General features: G+C 44.4%; 23 protein-coding genes, 2 pseudogenes and 1 riboswitch. Of the genes and pseudogenes, 22 read left to right on the plus strand and 3 right to left on the minus strand.

Annotation, left to right across the window (positions count from 1 at the left end):
* Nucleotides 1–43 precede the first annotated feature (43 nt).
* Together PP175_RS12170 and PP175_RS12175 are read left to right on the plus strand one after the other, a co-directional pair.
* Complete coding sequence (locus PP175_RS12170) at nucleotides 44–205, plus strand: hypothetical protein (protein ID WP_272443049.1); 162 nt, start codon at nucleotides 44–46, stop codon at nucleotides 203–205.
* 199 nt (nucleotides 206–404) lie between these two features.
* Entirely contained in the window at nucleotides 405–869 is a 465-nt protein-coding gene (locus tag PP175_RS12175; RefSeq protein WP_272443051.1) for a CBS domain-containing protein, read from the plus strand.
* A 117-nt stretch (nucleotides 870–986) separates the two neighbouring features.
* Here PP175_RS12175 and PP175_RS12180 read toward each other — a convergent pair whose 3' ends face one another.
* A complete protein-coding gene (locus PP175_RS12180) occupies nucleotides 987–1,823 on the minus strand; it encodes a protein-glutamine gamma-glutamyltransferase (RefSeq protein WP_272443052.1) in 837 nt (278 codons plus the stop codon).
* Between the two features lie 124 nt (nucleotides 1,824–1,947).
* On the opposite strand from PP175_RS12180, the gene PP175_RS12185 reads away from it, so the two are divergent.
* The 15 genes and pseudogenes from PP175_RS12185 (at nucleotide 1,948) to PP175_RS12255 (ending at nucleotide 17,869) form a co-directional block, all read left to right on the plus strand.
* Nucleotides 1,948–3,111, plus strand: a complete 1,164-nt coding sequence (locus tag PP175_RS12185; protein ID WP_272443053.1) for an SAM-dependent methyltransferase — start codon at nucleotides 1,948–1,950, stop codon at nucleotides 3,109–3,111.
* A gap of 122 nt (nucleotides 3,112–3,233) precedes the next feature.
* Nucleotides 3,234–3,431, plus strand: a complete 198-nt coding sequence (locus tag PP175_RS12190) for a hypothetical protein (protein WP_272443054.1) — start codon at nucleotides 3,234–3,236, stop codon at nucleotides 3,429–3,431.
* Nucleotides 3,432–3,433: 2 nt separating this feature from the next.
* Nucleotides 3,434–3,631, plus strand: coding sequence for a YwbE family protein (locus PP175_RS12195; RefSeq protein WP_272443055.1), 198 nt, complete (start codon nucleotides 3,434–3,436; stop codon nucleotides 3,629–3,631).
* Between the two features lie 223 nt (nucleotides 3,632–3,854).
* Nucleotides 3,855–4,649 (plus strand): formate/nitrite transporter family protein, encoded by a 795-nt coding sequence (locus PP175_RS12200; RefSeq protein ID WP_272443056.1) that lies wholly within the window; start codon nucleotides 3,855–3,857, stop codon nucleotides 4,647–4,649.
* Nucleotides 4,650–4,762: 113 nt separating this feature from the next.
* Nucleotides 4,763–4,965: riboswitch (cobalamin riboswitch) on the plus strand.
* Between the two features lie 172 nt (nucleotides 4,966–5,137).
* Nucleotides 5,138–8,656 (plus strand): S-layer homology domain-containing protein, encoded by a 3,519-nt coding sequence (locus tag PP175_RS12205; RefSeq protein ID WP_272443057.1) that lies wholly within the window; start codon nucleotides 5,138–5,140, stop codon nucleotides 8,654–8,656.
* A gap of 67 nt (nucleotides 8,657–8,723) precedes the next feature.
* The gene (locus PP175_RS12210; RefSeq protein WP_272443058.1) at nucleotides 8,724–9,473 is read left to right on the plus strand and encodes a DUF4430 domain-containing protein; all 750 of its coding nucleotides are present in this window, start codon (nucleotides 8,724–8,726) and stop codon (nucleotides 9,471–9,473) included.
* A gap of 9 nt (nucleotides 9,474–9,482) precedes the next feature.
* Nucleotides 9,483–10,364, plus strand: coding sequence for an energy-coupling factor transporter transmembrane component T (locus PP175_RS12215; RefSeq protein ID WP_272443059.1), 882 nt, complete (start codon nucleotides 9,483–9,485; stop codon nucleotides 10,362–10,364).
* Nucleotides 10,346–12,037, plus strand: a complete 1,692-nt coding sequence (locus PP175_RS12220; protein WP_272443060.1) for an ABC transporter ATP-binding protein — start codon at nucleotides 10,346–10,348, stop codon at nucleotides 12,035–12,037. Before PP175_RS12215 ends, PP175_RS12220 begins: the two co-directional genes overlap by 19 nt.
* The gene (locus tag PP175_RS12225) at nucleotides 12,016–12,813 is read left to right on the plus strand and encodes an ECF transporter S component (RefSeq protein WP_272443061.1); all 798 of its coding nucleotides are present in this window, start codon (nucleotides 12,016–12,018) and stop codon (nucleotides 12,811–12,813) included. Before PP175_RS12220 ends, PP175_RS12225 begins: the two co-directional genes overlap by 22 nt.
* Nucleotides 12,800–13,285: a translation initiation factor IF-3 gene (gene infC / locus PP175_RS12230; protein WP_272443062.1), complete on the plus strand. Its 486-nt coding sequence runs from the start codon at nucleotides 12,800–12,802 to the stop codon at nucleotides 13,283–13,285. Before PP175_RS12225 ends, infC begins: the two co-directional genes overlap by 14 nt.
* Nucleotides 13,286–13,632: 347 nt before the next feature.
* Nucleotides 13,633–14,057: pseudogene (locus PP175_RS12235) on the plus strand (hypothetical protein); the annotation flags it as partial.
* A gap of 356 nt (nucleotides 14,058–14,413) precedes the next feature.
* A complete protein-coding gene (locus tag PP175_RS12240) occupies nucleotides 14,414–15,169 on the plus strand; it encodes a YheC/YheD family protein (protein ID WP_272443063.1) in 756 nt (251 codons plus the stop codon).
* A 39-nt stretch (nucleotides 15,170–15,208) separates the two neighbouring features.
* Complete coding sequence (locus PP175_RS12245) at nucleotides 15,209–16,243, plus strand: TauD/TfdA family dioxygenase (protein WP_272443064.1); 1,035 nt, start codon at nucleotides 15,209–15,211, stop codon at nucleotides 16,241–16,243.
* A gap of 278 nt (nucleotides 16,244–16,521) precedes the next feature.
* On the plus strand, nucleotides 16,522–16,854 hold the full coding sequence (locus tag PP175_RS12250; protein ID WP_272443065.1) for a TM2 domain-containing protein: 333 nt from the start codon (nucleotides 16,522–16,524) through the stop codon (nucleotides 16,852–16,854).
* A 328-nt stretch (nucleotides 16,855–17,182) separates the two neighbouring features.
* Nucleotides 17,183–17,869, plus strand: coding sequence for a glycoside hydrolase family 76 protein (locus PP175_RS12255; protein ID WP_272443066.1), 687 nt, complete (start codon nucleotides 17,183–17,185; stop codon nucleotides 17,867–17,869).
* A gap of 338 nt (nucleotides 17,870–18,207) precedes the next feature.
* Here PP175_RS12255 and PP175_RS12260 read toward each other — a convergent pair whose 3' ends face one another.
* Entirely contained in the window at nucleotides 18,208–18,465 is a 258-nt protein-coding gene (locus PP175_RS12260) for a YciI family protein (protein ID WP_272443067.1), read from the minus strand.
* 150 nt (nucleotides 18,466–18,615) lie between these two features.
* Between PP175_RS12260 and PP175_RS12265 the strand changes: the two are divergent.
* The 4 genes and pseudogenes from PP175_RS12265 (at nucleotide 18,616) to PP175_RS12280 (ending at nucleotide 20,929) form a co-directional block, all read left to right on the plus strand.
* Nucleotides 18,616–18,878: pseudogene (locus PP175_RS12265) on the plus strand (autorepressor SdpR family transcription factor).
* A 30-nt stretch (nucleotides 18,879–18,908) separates the two neighbouring features.
* Nucleotides 18,909–19,568, plus strand: a complete 660-nt coding sequence (locus PP175_RS12270; protein WP_272443068.1) for an SdpI family protein — start codon at nucleotides 18,909–18,911, stop codon at nucleotides 19,566–19,568.
* Nucleotides 19,569–19,644: 76 nt separating this feature from the next.
* Nucleotides 19,645–20,379, plus strand: coding sequence for an MBL fold metallo-hydrolase (locus PP175_RS12275; RefSeq protein ID WP_272443069.1), 735 nt, complete (start codon nucleotides 19,645–19,647; stop codon nucleotides 20,377–20,379).
* Nucleotides 20,363–20,929 carry a TetR/AcrR family transcriptional regulator gene (locus PP175_RS12280; protein ID WP_272443070.1) on the plus strand — a complete coding sequence of 189 codons (567 nt, stop codon included), beginning with the start codon at nucleotides 20,363–20,365 and terminating at the stop codon, nucleotides 20,927–20,929. The genes PP175_RS12275 and PP175_RS12280 overlap by 17 nt, the downstream gene beginning before the upstream one ends.
* Nucleotides 20,930–21,178: 249 nt before the next feature.
* Here PP175_RS12280 and PP175_RS12285 read toward each other — a convergent pair whose 3' ends face one another.
* Nucleotides 21,179–21,319 (minus strand): hypothetical protein, encoded by a 141-nt coding sequence (locus PP175_RS12285; RefSeq protein ID WP_272443071.1) that lies wholly within the window; start codon nucleotides 21,317–21,319, stop codon nucleotides 21,179–21,181.
* A gap of 145 nt (nucleotides 21,320–21,464) precedes the next feature.
* Between PP175_RS12285 and PP175_RS12290 the strand changes: the two genes are divergently transcribed.
* Entirely contained in the window at nucleotides 21,465–21,899 is a 435-nt protein-coding gene (locus tag PP175_RS12290; RefSeq protein WP_272443072.1) for a hypothetical protein, read from the plus strand.
* The last annotated feature ends 11 nt before the right edge of the window (nucleotides 21,900–21,910 follow it).

Raw genomic sequence — 21,910 nt, forward strand, 5'->3', positions numbered from 1 at the left:
GATGTTTTCTTTTGCTATAATGAACGAGGGAGGAGGGGTTGGTATGTGGGCAGTGTTAAGTCTTGTTGGATTGTTGGGGATGTTTGTGTTTGGAATTTTGGCGATGGTCGCTTCTTTACGAAACAAGCCCGCAATCACCTATTATAAAGTTACTTTGATAAGCTTCGTCGTTCTCATTATCTCGCTTATTTACTATAAAAGATGAAACTACGAAGTCCAGGCGCCTATTCCGTACACGGAATGAGCGCCTTTTTTCGTTTTATAAAAAATTTCCGTGGTTAATTTTCGTGTAAAATTGTAAGTAACGATAAAATAATAGCCAGGTTGTTGAATGGTAAAAACTTCTTTATACTTAAAGTAAAGTCGGCTTATCCAATCTGAATTGAAGGAAGGAAGATCGCCTTATGAAGATTATGGATTTTATGATTAAAGATGTTATTTCCGTGCAAGAGACAGCGAGCGTTAAAGAGTTATTGCAGACACTCGTAAACCACAAAGTGGGAGGTGTCCCGGTGCTTAATGCAGAAGGAAAACTAACGGGCATGGTTAGCGATGGCGATATTATCCGTTTTATGAAACCGAAAGACCAGCGGGTTTATGACTTTTTCTCCTATGTAGTGATGACGAACCCGGAGACTCTTGAAGCAACCGTCGATCGTAAACTGGAACAAAATGTAACGAAAGTCATGAAAAAAACCGGTTTGTTCACAGTGGCGCCGGAAGACGACCTGGAGAAAGCGATGACGATTTTTTCCACCCATCACTTTAAAAAAATACCGGTTATAGACGCACAGAAAAATGTTGCCGGAGTAGTGAGCCGCGGGGACATCATCAGGCAGTTGGCCCAGTTTATTCTAAACGCAAAGTAAGATCATTCAAGACAAATGCGAACAAAACGTTAACAAAACCATCGCAGAGAGGCGACAGCGATGGTTTTTTTCAATAGCAAAATCCATCTGACGCCCCCCAGAGGAGCTGCCTGTATTTTATGGGCGGATTTGAATGACCGGACCGATCTGGGCATAAACGAGCGTGTTCCCATCGGCAATTACACCTGCACTCCGCTCCCCTGTGATAAGGTCAAACTGAGCCAGATAGGCGAAGTCAGGCCGGACTGCTTCATCCACAAGAAAAGCAGATACGGTGGCTCCTGCGAAGCGGTATTGATTCAGGGAGGCAATTACCCCTTTTTTTGTTTTTATACCAATGCCATGTGCAAAGTACGTATCATTATCCAATAAAATTACATTTTCCCCCTGCCACTCCGGTGTTTCCGGATTATATTCAGGATTTTTAAAATACAGAGCGTCTCCCGGAAGGTAATCGGATTGCCCGGCGAAGGTTTTTATGAGGTGTAAATGTTTGTCGTATGTTCCGTCGAACAGGTAAAGAGAAGCAAAGTGGTTATTAAAACTTTCCGCACCAATCGTATCGATCAGGGCTTTATAATACACAATGACAATGGATGTGGTGCATTCGAATGCATATTTCCAGCCGCTTTTAAAAATATCATTGATACCAGCGGAGGGTGTAGCCGTTTGATTCAACAGAAAACCGCCCTCATCTGTGCGTGTCCAGTAGGCAGCATTGCATTTAGACTTGTCAAACACTGCGAATTCGGAACCGCTCACCGCAAGCCTCCTGGCGGCAGACACCGTACTGCTCCTAAGTTTTATCTCAAATTTTAATAGGGATAGAGAAGGATAGTTATATACGATTTGGCTTTCAGCCAGCCGATTTAGGATTTTCCGCTGCAGGCTGCTTGCTGGCAACTCCTGGTCAAGTGTGTTAATATCAACCGATGTGTCTGAAATCTGAATCATTGATCTCCCTCCTGATTCAGTATAGAAGCTTTACGGGTAAAAAATTTAGGATGTGAATGCCCTAAATAGAATATATTCAATAGTGAAACAATTATTTCTAATCGAATGAAAAGGAGATTACCCTATGCAAAATTTCTTATTTCATAAGTTTTTTAGCGGGATTAAAGGTGCTGACTTTCAAGTAACGTATTTAGATGGAACAACAGAAAAGTATGGAACGGGTGATCCTCGCTTCACTCTTGTTTTTCGTGATAAGATCTCGCTAACTGAGTTAACGAAAAATCCGGTGCTTACGTTTGGTGAAGCCTATATGAACGGTGCCGTGGATATTGATGGATCTATTGAAGAGATTATCCGGGCAGCCAACATGAACAAGAGTATTTTTTGGAGCAAGACCCTTTCCAAGCTCGCTGTCCTGCCTAACTTGCGCAAGCAAAAAGAAAATGTACAATACCATTATGATTTAGGAAATGATTTTTATTCGTTATGGCTTGATGAAACGATGAGTTACTCCTGTGCCTATTTTCGTACCCCAGAAGATACGCTTGAACAAGCGCAGCTGCAAAAAATTGACCACGTTCTGAAGAAACTGCAGCTAAAAGAGAGGGAAACCCTTCTCGATATCGGCAGCGGCTGGGGCTGGCTTATTATCCGAGCGGCTCAGCAGTACGGAGTTAAATCTACTGGTGTAACCCTAAGCGAGGAGCAGTACAAGAAGACGAAAGAGCGTATAGCGGAGCTTGGGCTGGAAAACCAGGTTGATGTGCAGCTGCTTGACTACCGGGCCCTGGCTAAAACAGGCAGGAAGTTTGATAAAATTTCAAGCGTGGGCATGTTTGAACATGTGGAACAGGCTTACTATCCAGACTTTATGAAGTCGGTTCAAACGATGCTAAAGGATCAAGGGTTAATGCTGCTGCACACCATTACTCACCCCACTGAAGAACCGAGTGATCCGTGGATTGAGAAATATATATTCCCGGGCGGGTACATTCCTTCATTCCGTGAAATCATTCAGCTCTTGCCTGAGTATGATTTCCATTTAATTGATGCAGAAAGTTTGCGGCTGCATTATGCAAAGACACTTGATAACTGGGCGGAAAGGTTTGAAAACCACGTAGAGACAGTGAAAGGGATGTACGGTGAAAGGTTCGTACGCATGTGGCGCCTGTACCTGAATGCAGCTGCCGCTTCTTTTCGACTTAGCGGGCTTAACATTCACCAAATTTTATTTTCTAAGGGCCTCAACAATAATCTTGAAATCACACGTGATTATATGTACAGGTAAAGGGATTGCAGCCGGTTGTATTCGGTATGGCTGTCCGCTTATAATGGATGAATACTAAAGAGAACTGTATTTGCGTTCTCTTGTCTATATTATCATCAAAGATGCAGGGGGACTGACGTAAAATGGCTGATGAGCCCAACACTCAAAACGAACACCGTAAAAAGATTAGTTTACAGGAGGCAATCAAACAAAGGCTGGCGGAAAAAAAGCAGAGCCAGGGTGCTGATATCTCGGCCAACAAGTTAAAAGCAGGCAATCAAAAAGTTAAAAGCCAGCAGACGAAGAAGGCGAACAACCAGCGCAGGCGAACCGGAGTGTAGTTATGAATGGACAGAACCGCAAAGACATTCATCCGGGACTTGAAGTTGACATTGTATTAAAGAAGGATCAGCGCACTGGCATAAGGACAAGAGGGATTGTTAAAGACATCCTAACGAATTCGAGTTTTCATCCGCATGGGATTAAAGTCCGCCTGCGGGATGGACAAGTAGGAAGAGTACAGGAAATCATCAATGAATAAGTAGGAAAACCGCCTAATCTGGGCGGTTTTTGCTTTTATAAGGATTACTATTTTGTTATCAATAAGCATTGGCTGCTGTGATAGTATGACGGCAGAGCTGAAAGGACAGGCTAATGAAAATGAAATAGGAAGAAAAAGGGACTGCATACTGGATTGATTTAAGTGAGTCCGGTAAGGGAAAGAAAGGGTAGATAAAAAGCAACAAGAAAAGGAGGGAAGGTTAATGGCTTATAAGCCACCAAAAGAAATTGCAGAAACCGCCGCTCACAGTGGGATTAAGAAAGCAAACATGTCGGTGTCAACGATGCTTGTACTGGGTTTTCTTGCCGGCGCATTCATTGCTATTGGTTTTTTGTTAGATATTCGTACAACGGGCAACCTTCCAAAAGCATGGGGAAGCTTTGGAGCCTTTTTGGGTGGGGCGGTATTCCCAGTAGGACTCATGCTGGTCATTATTGCAGGCGGTGAACTGTTAACCGGAAACATGATGGCCGTTCCTATCGCGGTTCTTTCCCGGCGTGCTACAGGGATTCAGCTGGTACGCAACTGGTTCTGGATTACAATTGGTAATTTTATAGGCTCTATATTTGTAGCCTACTTTTTTGGCCATGTGGTCGGTTTAACCGAGGCTGGTCCTTTTCTAGCGAAAACCGTTTCAATCGCCCAGGGCAAGCTGCACGATAATTTCATCCAGGCATTCTTCTCAGGTATAGGCTGCAACTGGCTGGTGGCCTTGGCTGTATGGATGGCCTATGGAGCAGAGGACGTGGGGGGAAAGATTCTTGGCATTTGGTTTCCGATTATGGCCTTTGTCGCGATTGGTTTTCAGCATATAGTGGCCAACATGTTTGTTATTCCGGCGGCTATTTTTGCAGGAAAAGCAACCTGGATCGACTATTTGGCCAACTTTGTACCTGTGTATCTTGGAAATGCTGTCGGAGGAGCCATTTTTGTAGGTGCAGTCTACTGGTACAGCTATTTACGGGACGTCTCTGAAACGAAGGTCGATAACCATTAAGAGGAAAGTGCCAAAGTCACCCAATTATGCGGTGACTATTTTTTATGTACGCCCAAAAACACCCGATAAGCATTGACAAACTTTACATAAAAGATTATTCTCGTAAAGAAAAATTAAATAGGTTGCTTTTCGGTAACGGTATCATTGCTTTTACAATGATAGTACGTTTTAAAAGGGAAATCGGTGTAAATCCGATACGGTCCCGCCACTGTAATGCTGACATTTGTTTTGATAGTATCCACTGGTCATAGACTGGGAAGGAGAAAACAAATGGGGGAAGCAAAGTCAGGAGACCTGCCGAGAGGAGAACACGTAGACCTACGGGGAGATAGGGAGGTGTAGTTTTTTGTAATGAAAACCACACAGATTTTTTAGTGCCCTCTATCAAAATGGATAGAGGGTTTTGTATTTTTGTACATACTTGCCAATAAAATTTACTTTGTAAAGCCTCACGTCAACCAGGTTTCTTAAAAAGGGAGAAAAGATTTATGCATAGGTCGAGCCATTTTCAACTATTTCTAAAATGTTTTTTGGCAATATTCTTTCTTACTCAAACATTTGGGATAACTGGAAGCCGAGTATTTGCAGATACATCGGCGGTCCCCACTCCTGATCCAAATAGTACGACGACACCTGACTCCATAGCAGTCACGACAACGACAGATGATTCGATAACCATTAAGCAGGAGGTTGCAGCACAGCTCCCTTTATCAGCTACTGCCTATACCAAGGCTACAGGTAGTTCAGATTATCAATGGGTGCCTGTAGCGCGATATTTAGCGAACCTCAAGCCGACATCCGATTATACTTCCTGGCTTTCTGGTATAAAAAAAGACACTGCGGGTACGGATATATATCCGAAGGAGCTGACTTCTCTCACTACCCTTGAAAAAACGCTTATGGGTGTGACTTCAACAGGCAACGATGCCACAAACATTAATGGAGTAAACCTGATTGAAAAGTTGTATTCTCAATCAGTTATCACTGATGGAAACTCGCTTGGCACCGTGATCTATGGGTTGCTTGCGCTGGATGCTAAACCGTATGTTGTTCCGCAGGATGCCATGACTACGCAGAGCCAACTGGTCCAAAGCATTCTGGCTGCACAGCTTCCAAGTGGCGGCTGGGGATTTGTAACACTTGATCAGTCAACTTGGAAAGCCGCAAATTACGACAGTTCTACATGGAAGTTCCTAGGATACCGTTCTGCTACTGATTATGACTTCAGCACAGACATGACAGGTATGGCTTTGACTGCTTTGGCCCCTTATCAAGCGAATCCTCAGGTGCAACAGGCGATCGAGAGAGCCGTAAAACTTCTTCAAACGAATGGTGACATGACGAACTGCAACAGCTTAGCCCAGATGATCATTGGGTTATGCTCAGTCCATGTGGATCCTACCACCTTTAATGATACCAACCTTGTCCAAAAGTTGCTCGCTTTTGCAGGGCAGGATGGTCTGTTTAAATATAACAATGCGGCAGCTGCTACTGATTCATTTTCCACACAGGATGCCATTGGCGCCTTAGCTGCTTATTTAAAATATGCAAATGGCTCCGGCAACAGTACAGAAACGATTTATTACGCCATGAAGGGGCCAGGCACGCAATCGGATTCCTTTCCTTCCGCAGTTGGCGGACAGGCAGGCGCTCCCATCACCCCACAGGGACAAAAGGTAACAGTCTACGTAACCGGATACCAGGGTCAGCCCATTTTACCGGCATCATCGGTTGATCTACAGCCGAACAGTACGCCATATTCCGTTCTTATCGCTGCTATGGGAAGCGGAAACGTGTCAGCCGATGGGAGTGGAGGCAGTGTGTATGTTAAATCCATCGGCGGGCTAGCTGAATTTGACAAAGGCCCCTTAAGCGGCTGGATGTATACCGTGAATGGGCAATTTACTAGCGTCGGAGCAGGAAGCTACCCGTTAAAGAACGGGGATACCGTACAGTGGATTTACACAGCGGACGGCGGCAAGGATGCGGGTGCGCCTTCTAGCAGCTCAACCGGAACGGACAGTAAAACATCTGCACAGCCAGACGCAAGCGTAGTAGAAGCGATTAACAGCGTTCCGCTTCCAGTTGATAATACAAAACCGGTCGACCAAGTTAGCCATACGGTGGTAGTACAACAAGTGGAAAATCGTATGACAGCTGATCAGGCAGAAAATATAAAACAGACAGTAACGGATAACTCCGTTAATATTTCTCAAGCAAGTACTCCTACTGCTGACCAGTCGCTTAGCGACGGGGCAAAAGAAGTGCAGGTATTTATTCCACAGAATGCGCTGTCCGATGTTAAAACGATTTCGGTGAAGGAAGAGCGCGCACAGCCAGAACGTAAAGAGCTGCTCTCTTCTATTTATGATTTCGAGCCGAATGGAACGCATTTTGCCAAGCCGATTTCTATTACTGTTAAGGTGCCGCTCGAAGTGCAGGATTTATCACAAGTAGCACTGGCTTGGCTGGATGAAGCAACAAACAAGTGGGTGCCAATCCCCGCTGTACTCAATGCAAAAACAGGCGAAGTAACAGGGCAAGTTAACCATTTCACCCAGTTTGCCGTGATTAATCGCTCCGCATTATCCCCGCAAATTGACGTGGGACAGGCCATGCAAGCTGCAGGGCAATATATTTTAAAAGGCACCAATATATCAGACTGGGCAGCCTTTGCTCTTTCCCGGGCAGGCATTCCCGTACCAGCGAACTACCTGGATGATTTGAAAAAAACGCTGCAGCAAAAAAATGGCGCTTTGCGCAATATTACGGATTACGAGCGGATGGTACTCGGCGTTTTGGCTGCATCGGGTGATCCATTAAATGTGAGCGGCTATAATTTAATAGAAAAAATTTATACGAACAGCCGCCTCACCTCTCAGGGAACAAACGGGGTCATTTTTGCTTTAATTGCTCTCGACAGTAACGGCTACCAGGTACCTGATAAGGCGTTATGGAATCAGGCAAAATTAGTAGACTGGCTGATAAAAAATCAAAACGCAGATGGCGGTTGGTCATTGGTGGCCGGCGACAAAAGCGATCTGGATTTAACCTCCATGACGCTCGCAGCACTTGCACCTTACCAACAGCAGCCAGAGGTTAAGAAGGCTGTGGACGCTGCGCTTGAATGGCTGACTACTTCCGGCAGCCAGCCTATGGACAACAGCGAGAGCATTGCACAGGAAATTCAGGGATTAGCAGCGGTTGGCAGCAATCCAGCGGATGCAAAGTTCAATCGGGCAGGCAAAAACTTAATCGCGAGCTTACTCCAGTTCCAGCAGCAGGATGGCGGGTTTGTTCACCAGGCTGGTCAGAAATCAGATCCAATTGCGACAGAGCAGGCGCTGGCGGCTCTTAATGCCTATCAATCCTTTATAAAAGGCACAGGCTCTATCTACCAATTCACTAAAAAACCGGATGCTGCAATACCGGATTCCAGCAAGCCTGTTTCCAGTAAACCAGATTCTAGCTACACGGATGCCGATCAAATTGCATCCTGGGCGCTTTCCAGTGTGCTGCAGGCCAAACAGCTGAAGCTTATGCAGGGCAGCAACGGGGCCTTTGCTCCGAAACATGCGATAACACGTGCGGAATTTACCAAAGTGATCGTGAACCTGTTAAATGAAAAAGAATCAAGCGGACGACAGGTCATCTTCGGTGATGTGAAGCCAGGAAGCTGGTACTATGGAAGTGTTATGACAGCGAGAGCGAAAGGGCTCATTAGCGGAATTTCTGGCACGGCCTTTGGGCCTGACCAACCGATAACAAGAGAACAGGCAGCGGCAATTATTGCGAAAGCATGGCATATGGCACCGCAGAAAATCGTGGTGTCCTTTAAAGACTGGAGCCAGATCGATGCCTACGCCATGCCAGCCATTCAAGCTTTATACAAGCGCGGAATTATGGTCGGAGACAATGGAAGTTTTAATCCGCGCGGCAAGGTAACAAGGGAAATGGCCGCTGTGCTGGCCGTTAAACTCTATAATTCAAGCAAACCTTATAAATAAATATTCGAAGAGATGAAGAGCCGCAGATGAATCTCCGGCTCTTTTTTCTCAGGTAGGAGGAAATAGGATGTCAAATTGGAAAACGCTTGTTTTCGGATGTGCTCTGATCACCGGTTTACTTAGCGGTTGCAGCGGTCCCGCTTCAACTTCTCAACAAAGTGGGGCATCTTCTGCACCAGCTGTTCAGCAGGCGTCCAGTTCAGACAACGGTACGCAGACTGTCAACTCTAGTACCGCGGTGAGCGAGACACAGCCCGGCAAATTGGCAAAGCCAGGGCAGTTAAGCCAACCAGAAGCAAACACCAAAACGGTGGAACAAAAGAAGGCCCCGGTAACAGCTTCTGCTGCTGCCCATACAGCGGCTGCTACACCTACATCCACCTCTACACCACAGGCTAAGGTATCCAGTGAATCATCGGACGCGCCCAAACCGGTGACCCAGGCAGCCGCATATCACAATCAAACGGTACCGGTTTCACCGGTAGTCACACTCCAGATCATAGGTGACAAACAGCATTCGGCGATTCTGCCGGTTCAATCGGTCATGGTGAAAGATGGCGATACGGTGCTAGACATTTTGACGCGCTGTTTAAAGCAAAACAATATGCAATATGAATACAGCGGAGCCCTGTCTACCGCTTATATAAAAGGAATTGACAATCTGTATGAATTTGATGATGGACCCAAAAGCGGTTGGATGTTTAAAGTGAATAGCAGATTCAGCGATAAAAGTGCGGGGAGCTATCGCGTCAAAGCGGGCGACTCCATTGTCTGGATGTATACGATGGATTCTGGAAAAGACATTGGAGCCAAGTGAGGAACAAAAATGAGACCGGGATATCCATTTCTGCATCCTTTTACGATTTTGTTTTACTTCATGGGCTATGCTCTATTAAGCATCGTGCTCCTGCATCCCATTTATCTGATAACCGGTATTCTGGGAATTATCTTAATCAACTACAGCATTGATCGCACCCGTTTTCTGCGCGGATTCCTTCCATTCTATTTACTAACCGGGGTAACGATCGCGCTTGTTAATCCGCTGTTTACCCATCGCGGCAGACATATCCTATTTTACTTTCTTAATCAGCCGATAACGGCTGAATCGGTCATGTATGGGATAACGATGATGCTTTCTTTATTAAATATTCTTATCTGCTCTGCAGCGTATAACCAGGAAATGACTTCAGGGAAATTCTTATTTCTTTTTTCTCGTGCCTTTCAAAAGACGGGCCTGTTGCTTATGCTGTCGATCCGGTTTGTACCCTTGTTCAAACGGCGGATGGAAGAGATACGGACCGTGCAAATGACAAGAGATATCAATCCGCTCGAAGGCAGGCTGCGCAAGCGAATAAAAGATGCGACGGTTCTTATTCAGATTCTGATAACCTGGTCATTGGAAGAAGCGTTGCAAACGGCTGATTCCATGAAAGCGAGAGGATATGGAATGGATAACAGACGGGGAAGTTACATGCCTTATCGTATGCGCAGCCAGGATTTTCTAACCCTTGGCCTGTTGCTCGTTTCTGGCGGTGTGTGTATAGGCGGATGGCTTCATGGATATGGAACGCTGGCTATATATCCGAGCCTTGAGTGGCACCCCTTTACACACACCCAATGGATCATCTATTGTTCTTTTATCTTATTTATGGTGACCCCTCTATTGATAAAAGGAAAAGAGGCGCAAAAATGGAAATTCTGGAATTAAAAAATGTATCCTTTTCCTATCCGGATGGAACAGCAGCTATCAAAAATGTCACGGTTCACATTCAACCTGGAGAATTCATTGTGGTGGCCGGATCCTCCGGTTCAGGCAAATCCACCCTGCTCAAACTAATCAAAAAAGAAATCCAGCCCGTCGGCGTTCTGGAAGGCGAAATCTCTTATAAGGGCGTGCCGCTCAATGAACAGCATCCCCAGCGATTAGCGGAAGAAATGGGCATGATTTTTCAGGATCCGGAGAATCAAATTGTGATGGACGAAGTCTGGCAGGAGCTTGCCTTTGGCCTGGAAAACATGGGGCTTCACACGGGTGAAATTCGTAAGCGAGTTGCGGAGATGGCCAATTTCTTTGGCATGGAGAGTCTCCTTGCGCGTAAAACACATGAATTATCAGGCGGGCAAAAACAGATGGTAAATCTTGCTTCTGTGCTGTTGATGCAGCCCAAAATCCTGTTGCTGGACGAGCCTACAGCGCAACTCGATCCGATTGCGGCAAAAGAGTTTCTGCAAATCATTCAGCGGTTAAATGAAGAACTGGGCATGACTATTGTGCTGGTTGAGCATCGCCTGGAGGAGGTTATGCCGCTTGCTGACCGTGTCTTTCTAATGAAAGATGGCGCGCTTGCTTACCAAGGTAAATCGGCGGATGTGATGGATGCAATCTGGCAGGTCCAGGATGAACTGTTCATGCCTTATGTGCCATCTATTGCAAAACTCTACCTAACGATGCAAGATCAGGAGCTCATTACACCGTCGTCGGCGAGCGAGATCCCCTTGTCTGTAAAAGAGGGAAGACAGTGGCTTCATCAAAGTTTAGCTGATGCATTCGTACAGGATTATGATTTACATACCGAACGTCAAAAGAAATCTCCAAAAGCCCAGCCGAATCTTCTTGAAATAAAAGATGTGATCTTTGAATACGAACGTAAAGGGCAGCCTGTTTTATCCCAATTGAACCTAACATTGAGAAAGCAAGACTTCCTCGCTGTTGTAGGCGGGAATGGGGCCGGGAAGACAACTTTGCTAAAAGTTGCTGCAGGCCTCTTAACCCCGCATAAAGGAGGCGTACGATTCAGAGGGGAGAAAATCAAGCGAATCCCATTAACGGACCGTTACCGCTTTATCGGGTATCTAGCCCAAAATCCCAAGCTGTATTTTGTACATGATACGGTGGAAAGGGAACTACATTACATTGTGGAACGTTATAAGCTTACAGAAGCAGACTATCAACCGATTATGAAGAAGCTCGGGATTGAGCAAATTCTCACGAAACACCCTTACGACTGCAGCGGCGGGGAACAGCAAAAGGCCGCACTAGCAGGGTTGCTTCTGACAAAGCCCGAACTTCTGTTATTGGATGAACCGACTAAAGGTTTAGACCCGGTATCTAAAGAGGAATTGGCCCAGATTCTCCAGAAATTAAGGTTGAGTGGCATCTCGATTATGATGGTTACTCACGATTTGGAATTTGCCGCCCGCTATGCAACCCGTTGTGCCTTGTTATTCGAGGGAGCGATTACAGCCGAAGGAACCCCACAGGAGTTTTTTCAGGGCAGCTTTTTCTATACCACCGTGATAAACCGGATTTTTCGGCACATCATGCCCTCTGCCATTACATTTGAGGAGGTACTTGATCGGTGGCATCATACCGTCTCCTAACCGTAACCATTTTGGCTGCAGGCCTGCTTGTTTTATCCCTTGCTTCCTTATACATGGCGGACCAGTACTTGCTGCTCAGCTTTGTTATCATCCTTCTGTCTATTGTCCCCTTCTATGTCCGGTTTGAATTGCGGAGCCTGGATACAAGAGAAATTGTACTGCTTGCCATTTTATCAGCGGTTGCCGCAGTCAGCCGCATTCCATTCGCTGCCATACCAAATGTAAAACCGGTTACTTTTATTATCATTGCCTGTGCGATGGTGTTTGGTGCGGAAGCAGGATTTATTATCGGGTCAACAGCGGCTCTCGTCTCCAACATATTTTTTGGGCAGGGGCCATGGACTCCCTGGCAGATGTTCGCCTGGGGAATGGTAGGCTTTATTACGGGCATGTTGAAAGACTTGCGCTGGTTGTCCCATCGCTGGTGTCTGGCGCTTTATGGGTTTATATGGGGTTTTGTATTTGACTGGTTTATGAATATATCGGTTATAATCGGGTTTATAAAAGAATTAACATGGGGAATGATTATAGCTTCATATGTGACCAGTTTTTATTTTGACCTGGCCCATGCCTGCTCCAATGCACTCTTTCTGTACTTATTCGGGTCCAGCTGGATAAAAATTCTCCAGCGTTTTAAAGTCAAATATGGGCTTTTGCGGACGGAGCAACAACCGGGGCTAGCCAAGAATCGTGCGCATTTGAGCAGACGCAATCCCTCCGGTCAGCTGCTGGCTGAAAACAGGAACAAAGAGAGGATTAAACATGATTATCAATGAAAAAATAAAGGCTTCTGTAGTAGAACTAACCGGGCTATACGGCGAAGATTTAGGGATTCTTCCGACGAATGAAGCCTTGCGGATAGCAAAAGAACTCTGTGTAGATTTAGTGTGTCTTTCGCTGACCTCCAGTCCGCCGCCGTGCCAATTGATGGACGGGCGAACTGCCCGGCAGAAGAAAGCGAAAGATAAGCAGGCTCAGCACAAGCTCAAAAAGGGCCCGAAAATAAAAGAAATTCAATTGACTGCGGGGATTGAGACGCACGATTTCGATACGAAAAGACGACAGGCTGAAAAGATACTTGAAAGTGGTGATTTTGTGCAACTTACCGTTCGCCTGCAGCGAAAGGAAAGTGATGCAGCCAGAAAAGTCGTCGATCACATGGCAGCTGAACTGTCCCACTGTGGCAAAAAAGAAAAAGGCGTTCACACGAGCGGGAAACAGGTGAGCGTCGTGTTAAGGCCGCTGTAAACTGCAAAGCTACAATCCCTTTCAAAAAATATAGAGGAAAAACAGTAAGTAGTAATCCTATTAAACCCGCTGTCCTTTCTAAGGCAGCGGGTCTTGTTTTATGACTCGTCATATGGCTGTTTCCCTGGTTCTCAAAATAGCTCATTTCCGAATAGATCTTTGCACGTCTATTAAGACATCAAAATACGATAGTGGATATCAGAATGACCAACAGCAATGCGGTGAACATGGTGCCAGCTTAATCAAATGGAGATGAGAAAATGAGTTCTTATGAGAAAATAAGTTGCAGTGAGAAAATAAGTTCTACTGGCAAAACGAGTTCTAGTGAAAAAAATCTTAATCAAACAATGACCTTCCGCGTAGTAAAAGAAAACGGGGAAGAAATTGTTGCCGGTCCTTTTCCTCATAGCCCAAAAATTGTGATCGTCATCAACAACCAGTTCACGAGTGCCCCAAATACCACACAAATTGCGAGCGGAGCTGGGCGAAACAGTGCAGCAGGAAATAATGCTGCTCTTGATTCGTCAAATACTGAACAGCAACAGAGTGTCGGGGCGAACGGGTTAGCAAAAAATACAGGTATGGGAGGCGATCAGACTGAACCGAACAAAAAGCATGCAGACTGGGAAAATGAGGAAGGAATTGTGATTGTCATCAATAATCAGACCAATTGACATCTGCACAACAATCTTCAGCTACTCAGGTTACAAGTGGTGGTGGAGAGGACAGTGCAGCGGGCACGAACGCTGCAATTGAAAGTTCCAATGCGAAGATTATCCGATTTTTGCTAGTAAAAAGGGCTACGAATGGTATATGTAACAGATAAAAGCCTTTCGCAGTCCCAACTTTTTATTTACCTCAGATAATAATCAAACTGTTGAGTAGAGTAGCCTACCTAGGTGTAGGTGGGCTCTCTTTAAACCCCTCTGTTCCACCACCCAAAGGTATTTTTTGATATCTCCCTTACGAACGTTTTTCACTAGGAACCATAATAAATGGATTTTTGGCGTTGTGGTATAAAAAGCGGATTTTATCGTTTTTTAAGACTCACAAGACGGATATATAAGACAAACCCTTGTGGATATGCATATGCTAGTTTTAACTGAACTATAAAAAGGGTGGTATGTAATGCCATTACGAAGAATAAAAGGTAAATTAATCAAAGGAAAAGCAATGTTGAAGCATCCGGTTCTTAAACGCTACATTCCCGAATTCCATGCCTTAAAACCCGGCGTTCGTACTCAAATGATGAAGCGTTATCACACCTTGTTTATCAAACCGGACAAGGGAAGCCAAGGCAAAGGTATCGTAAGATTAAAGAAGCTGAAAAACGGGAAAGTTCAAATATCTTTGGGGTTGCGACACACAGTAGTTAAAAAGTTTTACGTCAAAAATACATTAACACAATTGCTTCACCCGAAAAAAACATATTTGATTCAGCAGGGACTCAAACTGGCAAAATACAAAAATCGGCTGATTGATATCCGTGTATTTATGCAAAAACCAAATGATCGCTGGCTCATCTCAGGAAGAGTGGTGCGTATAGGAGCTGCAGGCAGATTCACTACCAATTACCATCAAGGAGGACAGCCGGAAACCCTCGAGGTCGTCCTGCGTTCCATTTATAAGAATCAACCTAAAAAAATCAACCCAACCATTCGTTCCTTAGATAGAATCTGCACAATGACTGCCAGAGTGCTGGATCGACGGTTTCCGGGAATCCGCCAGTTAGGCATAGATGTAGCGATAGATAGCAATGGCCGACTCTGGATAATCGAGGCCAATACGAACCCAGCTTTCTTAACGTTTAAAAATCTGAAGGACAAAACCATGTATTACCGAATTCTGAGAAGACGGCGATACATTTATTCGAAATATCGATAAGGAAATAGGTAAAAAAATTAGGAAAGGAATGAGACAGCTATGAATCTTACTATAAAAGATGGTGAAGATATCAAAGAACTTCAAGAATCAATTATTGTGTTAACGGAGGAGGAGAAAGCCGGGGTTGGCTTTATTATTAGCCAACTTCCCCCGCTGGACATGCAATCCATTGATGATGATCTATTACTATTGATTCAATTAACCGGGCAGCAATTGCCAAAACGGCTTGTGGAGGCGTTACTGCGTTTTCGCCGAAAACCTAATCCTTATGGAGTGCTGCTGTTCCGCAATCTGCCCACAGATTCTATGTTGCCTCCCACCCCTATGGACGGAAGATTTTCCGCAGCAAAGAATTCTTTTTACAGTGAGTATTGTCTGCTCTTGTTTATGTTATATTTGGGAGATCCCATCTCTTATGAGGATGAAAAAGAAGGATTGCTCATCCAGAACATCTGCCCTGTGCAAGGCCATGAGAACCGCCAGGAGAACACGAGTTCCAACTTCTTAAACTTCCACACCGAAGATGGATTTCACCCGTATCCGCCAGATTATCTTACCTTAATCGGTCTGCGGCCAGATCATAAGAAAGTTGCAAAAACGCTAACAACCTCTATTCGGACAGCCCTGCATCATCTGCCCAGTACCTGTATTTCGTTGTTAAGACAGCCATTGTACCGCCTACGACCTTCTTCTTCCTTTAAAATTAATAAGGAAGGGGACTACTCAGTCCAGATGCCGATTCTATCTGGACATTTTTTGGAACCGGATATTTGCATTCATTTTAAATCAATGGAAGCTGAGACGGTGGACGCCCGATGGGCATTGGATACCTTAAAGAATGCATTGATTAAAAATATAGTTGCTTTCAATATCCTTCCTGGTGATATGTTGATTATGGACAACAGGATGGTTGCGCATGCTAGAATGCCCTTTGCGCCAAATTTTGATGGATGTGACCGTTGGTTGCAGCGCCTTTTTACCATCGTCGATTTTCGGAGATCCAGTTTCAGCCGTGGGCAGCGTAAGCATATCTGTTCACCATTAACTGTCGAGTACACGAAACAGGTTAAGTAGTCCAACGTACAATAACTTCGCTGAGCCGGTAAAAAAGGGTGTATAAGGATAGAGTATACACTTAATAAGATTTATATGAGTACATCTCACCCTCACTACGGGACAGGAGCCAGTAACCAATATAGAATGGCTTCTTTTTTACGTGTTAGTTAACACTTTAAATATCCCAATTAGGTTACATAACATAATTATGGTTAATTATTTTTCGATTCTCAATCATTTTTTATTTATTCTAATTAATGAAGAATGAAATAAATATAGTGGGGAGAGGAGGGGGTATGATGGATAATTTTATAGCGCGACAGGGTTTAACCATTGAACAGCAATTGCATGTTAATGGAGAGTTTGAGAAAGTTAAAAAGTCAAAAGTTGTTGCCTATCTTTTATGGTTTTTCTTAGGGGGCTTTGGCGCACATAGATTTTATACGCGGGATACAGGCCTTGGCATTGCAATGATTGTTGTATCGATTATAAGCGTATTCCTTTTGTTTATCCCTATTGGTATATGGCTGCTTGTCGACTTGTTTCTGATTGGCAAGCGGGTCAACCAGCTCAATGACCAGCTTGAAGCGGAAGTCATATCAATAGTAAAGGCTGCCAGCCATAATTAACACTTGGTTAGCATCCCTTCACACAGAGCTATATTCTCCCAACCAATGAGAAACTTGAGATTAAAATAGCAGATGCCTGCATAACCTTGTGCGGCATCTGCTATTTTAATTTAGTAGACAAGCATTTGATCTATAATGTAGCCTGTTCATTATATTTACATTATTTAACTTACTTACCAACAAAATATTTACTCAACCATAAAATTAATTAACTACCACAATTTATTTTGGTTTAAACTATTAAATATTGGAATTTAAATCTGATTCTAGATAAAAAGAGAGAAGTTTACAAAAGGGGATTTATTTTTTTGTTCGGAGGGAGTATTTTTTGTTTTATTTAAGAAAGCTGGCTATTTTTTTCTTTGCTTCTGTGTTGGTCATCGCGCTGTTTCCCGTAGCCGAAATTTCTTCAACTTCTAGCATCTCAATGTCCCCGCAAATTACTAAAGCTGCAACCATATCACCGGATACTAAATACAATACGTATGCAAAAAATGCAGTTTCTGCGCTTCAGGCCTGGTATAACCCGGCTACTGGGTTATGGAATCATATAGGCTGGTGGGCACTTTCCTGGATAAAGGCCTACGACGTTACGCACGATATACGCTACCTTACAATGGCGAAAACCATCTTTAAGGATATGACAGGCGGATGGGATTCCACATATGGCAGTGGAATCTGGTGGAATAAGGACCGCAACTATAAAAACGCGATCGCAAACGAGCTTTTTCTTACCGTGGCGGCAAAGCTTCACCTGCGCACACCCGGAGATAAAAGCTATCTGGCATGGTCACAGAAAGAGTGGAACTGGTTTAAGGGCAGCGGCATGATTAACGCTCAGCATTTAATCAATGATGGGCTGGACAAAGCTGGTCATAACAATGGAGGAATAACCTGGACATATAACCAGGGAGTCATCCTAGCCGGCCTGGTTGACCTGTTTAAAAGTACGGGCAATGCTTCTTATCTAGCTTCGGCCAGTCTTTTAGCTGACAGTGCCATGAAGAACTTATGATGCATCACAGAAGCCCGCCTATTTAACTTTTATTACCCAAAACGTCGATTCGCTATGGAAAAATTCAAGCAACAACCGCAACCAGTTTGGCGAGAAGTGGGTAGGCCCAGTTGTCGCAGTAAATGCAGCTCGCCAAAGCGCAGCACTTGATGCAATAAATTGCCTTGTTACTGGTTTGGAATAGAGTTTTTTGCTTTTCACAAGGGGACTAACCCATGAATCATTGGGATAGTCCCCATTTTTTTCATGAAAAAGCTAATGTTTTTAACAATGGATGCAGCCATACCTTTTTAAAGTTGCATGGAAAATGCGTTCAGCCTCTTCTCGCATTCACGGATTCACTTGTTAACTAACCATTCGTTCACGGCAATCGTAGAGGATCCGCTTTCAGCAAGCGGATCGCCAGCAGCTATTCTTTGGGCTTCTTCAAATGTTTCGGCCCGCACGATGTAAGCTCCACCTGAAGCATCACTGAAGCCCCCGGAAAGCTCGACTCGTCCTGCTGCTTTTAATTTATTAAGATAAGCAAAATGAGCAGGCAGGATATCAGGATTAAAATTAGGCGTCCGGCTTGTAATCAACAGATAATAGTTCATATTTATTCTCCCTTTACTGGTTTATTTTGCTCTTAAATGGTAACAAGATGGCGAAGGAAATACAATGATGGAAAAAGCTGCTTGGCAGATTAGAAAGAAAAACATATTTTATATTTAGATGATTTTCTAAATATCTAAGGAAGTGGCCTGATGAACGAATCGTTTAAAGCTTTATCAGACCCGACACGACGGCAGATTATCCGCTTGCTGCGTGATCGGGACATGACAGCCGGGGAAATTGCGGAACATTTTGCCATGACGAAACCAAGTATCTCGCACCATCTAAAATCGTTGAAGCAGGGGGGCTGGTACTCGACGAGCGGCATGGGCAAAACATTGTGTATTCCTTAAATACGACAGTGGTAGAAGAAGCGATTTCGTGGTTTTTGGATATTCTCGGCAAGGACAAATAATAACAGGTGTTTACCTAAGGAGGAACTACGATGAAACACGGGGAAAAGAACTGGGGAAAGATTGATGTATTGCTTATTCTGATAGCACTTGTGCCCATTGCCGCCTTTCTGCTAGTCTATAATCAATTGCCGGATAGCATGGCTGTTCATTTTGGCTTTGATAATAAACCGAATGGTTTCCAAAGCAAGCCGTCGGCCCTTATCCTCTTCAGCCTGCTGGGGCTTGGTGTCCCCATTTTGCTGAAATACACGCGAAAAATCGACCCAAAACAGGAAAATTACTGGAAATTTAAACGCGCGTTTGAAGCTATACGCCTAGGAGTCACAGTGCTGTTGAGCTGCGTGTTCGGCCTTGTACTGATGTTTAACTTGGGTTATCCATTAGATATTAAATTTTTCACTTTAATGTTAGTAGGACTTCTATTTATGATAATGGGCAACTACCTTGTGCAAATTCGTTACAACTTTTTCTTCGGTATCCGAACGCCGTGGACGCTCGCCAGTGAAGAGGTTTGGCGCAGGACACACCGTATGGCTGGCCCGTTGTATATGGCGGCAGGGGCATTTTTCATTTTGTGTGGTTTTGTTGCGAGCACATGGTTTATCTACATTTTTATTGCTGGCATTGTGCTGGCCTGTGCTTTTCCCGTATGTTATTCCTACCTCATTTATAAAAAAACAACCAGATAATTTCCATAATCTACTTGCAAAACTAATAATATTAGTTATAATGCTAATATCATTAGTTTTTATGAGGGGGATTTTTATGCGTGTCCAAAAGCACGGATTTATTTATCAACTGACATTTTTGCCTAATTTTTTTCCGGTAAATTGCTATCTTCTCGAAGAGGACAGCGAGTTAACGCTCATTGATGCCGCGTTATCCTACACATATAAAGGCATCCTTAAAACCGCTCAAGCAATCGGAAAGCCCATCACCCGCATTGTATTAACGCATGCGCATGAAGACCACGTTGGTGCATTGGACCGCTTAAAGCATGCGCTCCCCAATGCGGTAGTTATGCTGTCTAAACGGGATACAAGGCTAATGAACGGGGATCGGACACTGGACAGCGAAGAGCTTCAGCGGCCCGTTCGCGGAGGCGTTCCTAAATGGCTAAAAACCCGGCCTGACCAGCAGCTTGAAGAAGGGGACCGGATCGGGTCGCTTACAGCCCTTTACACCCCAGGACACACTCCGGGTTCGATGTCCTTTCTCGATACAAGAGACCATTCATTGATAGCTGGTGATGCATTGCAGACGCGGGGAGGTATTGCCGTAGCAGGCGTTGTGAAACCTTTCTTTCCCTTTCCGGCATGGGGAACCTGGAGCCTGCAAACGGCTGTTGAAAGTACACGAAAGTTAATTGAGGTAAATCCTTCTCTGCTTGCTGTGGGCCATGGCCATATGCTGAATAATCCAGCTGAAGCTATGCAGCATGCTATCAAAGATGCGGAAAAATTTCTGGAAAGAAGAGGCCCTTATGCGGCAAGGACTTGATAAGGATTTGGTTTTAATAGCAGCGGGGGAGCTTGCTGATCAGATTGGATATGAGAAGGTGAGCCTTGCATCACTTGCCGCCAAACTACAGATCCGGACTCCTTCGCTCTACAATCATATATCGGGGCTTCCAGGTTTAAAAAAAGAACTGGCTTGTTATGCCATCCGTAAATTAAAAGAGAAACTGGCGGAGTCAGCGATCGGAAAGTCAGGCAGAGAAGCCATACTAAGCATCGGGGAGGCTTATGTGTCTTTTGTTAGGCGCCACCCTGGGCTTTATGAAGCAACGATGGGGGCTCCAGATTTTAGGGACCCAGAAGTTGAAGCAGCTGGAAATGAAATCGTAGCTCTCATATTTCGCGTATTGGAGCCATTTTACCTGAGTGAATTGAATGCCATACACGCTGTTCGTGGTCTCCGCAGTATTGTCCATGGGTTCGCTTCGTTGGAATTGAAGAAAGGCTTTAACAGGGAAGTAAGTACCGATGAGACACTGGCTGTAATTTTAAATACGTATATCACTGGGCTCCGGTTAAATGCCGAGGCATGAGGGGCTTTAAGCAGGAGCTAAATAAAGCTAGTCACTGAAAGTGGAGTGACTAGCTTTAGGACAGAAATGGTATCGCGTAACGTTTTACCCCTTAATTGATTCCAGCCACTCCGCGTAGCAATCTTCACATAAAAGCTCGCTGTGCTCGTGCGTTTCTTTGTAAAATGTCACCCTATGGGGACGCTGTATTTCGTGTTCACAATAGTAGCATTTCGTAGTCACGATGTAACCCTGCCTCTAATGGTTTGATTATTTTCCTTGACCGCCCTTGCCGCCTTGTTTCGTTGATTGGGTTTTGGTCTTTTGGTCGCCTCCTTTATTAGTTGTACAACCTGCAACTAAAGAACCAGCGACTAACAGGGCCATAATAAAAGCAATTCCTTTTTTCACGAGTCCTAACCTCCTTCCAAATAAGGTCAGGTTTATATTTTCCTATTCCAATTTTTTTAATCACTGCTTGTTCTGGAAACATGTAACAGAGTATAGGTTCAGGCAACAACGTTTGAATGTATCATGGAAGGCGGGCGAAAAGAGAATGAATACCAGTGATGGAGCGGCCAAAAAGAAAATAATGGACAAATGTGCGAAATGGATTGAGAACCGCTATGAATGTGAGGTATATTTTATCCATGATGAACACGCCACAAACGGAATGGCAGAATACCGAAATGACGGCCATATCATTTACATTCTGGGCGACCAGGAAAAGATGGATCTGGACCTTTTCGTGGATATACTGTCCCACGAGGCTGGCCATGTTCTGTATAATAAACGCGCCATGGACAAGGGAATTTCCTATGAGGAGATCGTGCAAAGAACTGCAAACAAACTAAGCTGTTTTGACCAGCTTCTCCAGCAAAAGTTGATTTCCGATGAAGAGTATAACCGGCTTTATGCTGCAATTGAAGAAGAGTGGGAAAGTAACAGAACGAAAGAAAAAATAGCAGCAGAACTTCAACAGTTTCTATAAGAAGGCCGTGC

The sequence above is a fragment of the Aneurinibacillus sp. Ricciae_BoGa-3 genome (genome assembly GCF_028421645.1).
In the GTDB taxonomy this organism is placed as follows: Bacteria; Bacillota; Bacilli; order Aneurinibacillales; family Aneurinibacillaceae; genus Aneurinibacillus_B.

Coding starts and splice junctions, on each gene's coding strand:
- PP175_RS12170 (WP_272443049.1), top strand. CDS start 44: ATGTGGGCAGTGTTAAGTCTTGTTGGATTGTTGGGGATGTTTGTGTTT.
- PP175_RS12175 (WP_272443051.1), top strand. CDS start 405: ATGAAGATTATGGATTTTATGATTAAAGATGTTATTTCCGTGCAAGAG.
- PP175_RS12180 (WP_272443052.1), bottom strand. CDS start 1,823: ATGATTCAGATTTCAGACACATCGGTTGATATTAACACACTTGACCAG.
- PP175_RS12185 (WP_272443053.1), top strand. CDS start 1,948: ATGCAAAATTTCTTATTTCATAAGTTTTTTAGCGGGATTAAAGGTGCT.
- PP175_RS12190 (WP_272443054.1), top strand. CDS start 3,234: ATGGCTGATGAGCCCAACACTCAAAACGAACACCGTAAAAAGATTAGT.
- PP175_RS12195 (WP_272443055.1), top strand. CDS start 3,434: ATGAATGGACAGAACCGCAAAGACATTCATCCGGGACTTGAAGTTGAC.
- PP175_RS12200 (WP_272443056.1), top strand. CDS start 3,855: ATGGCTTATAAGCCACCAAAAGAAATTGCAGAAACCGCCGCTCACAGT.
- PP175_RS12205 (WP_272443057.1), top strand. CDS start 5,138: ATGCATAGGTCGAGCCATTTTCAACTATTTCTAAAATGTTTTTTGGCA.
- PP175_RS12210 (WP_272443058.1), top strand. CDS start 8,724: ATGTCAAATTGGAAAACGCTTGTTTTCGGATGTGCTCTGATCACCGGT.
- PP175_RS12215 (WP_272443059.1), top strand. CDS start 9,483: ATGAGACCGGGATATCCATTTCTGCATCCTTTTACGATTTTGTTTTAC.
- PP175_RS12220 (WP_272443060.1), top strand. CDS start 10,346: ATGGAAATTCTGGAATTAAAAAATGTATCCTTTTCCTATCCGGATGGA.
- infC (WP_272443062.1), top strand. CDS start 12,800: ATGATTATCAATGAAAAAATAAAGGCTTCTGTAGTAGAACTAACCGGG.
- PP175_RS12240 (WP_272443063.1), top strand. CDS start 14,414: ATGCCATTACGAAGAATAAAAGGTAAATTAATCAAAGGAAAAGCAATG.
- PP175_RS12245 (WP_272443064.1), top strand. CDS start 15,209: ATGAATCTTACTATAAAAGATGGTGAAGATATCAAAGAACTTCAAGAA.
- PP175_RS12250 (WP_272443065.1), top strand. CDS start 16,522: ATGATGGATAATTTTATAGCGCGACAGGGTTTAACCATTGAACAGCAA.
- PP175_RS12260 (WP_272443067.1), bottom strand. CDS start 18,465: ATGAACTATTATCTGTTGATTACAAGCCGGACGCCTAATTTTAATCCT.
- PP175_RS12270 (WP_272443068.1), top strand. CDS start 18,909: ATGAAACACGGGGAAAAGAACTGGGGAAAGATTGATGTATTGCTTATT.
- PP175_RS12275 (WP_272443069.1), top strand. CDS start 19,645: ATGCGTGTCCAAAAGCACGGATTTATTTATCAACTGACATTTTTGCCT.
- PP175_RS12280 (WP_272443070.1), top strand. CDS start 20,363: ATGCGGCAAGGACTTGATAAGGATTTGGTTTTAATAGCAGCGGGGGAG.
- PP175_RS12290 (WP_272443072.1), top strand. CDS start 21,465: ATGAATACCAGTGATGGAGCGGCCAAAAAGAAAATAATGGACAAATGT.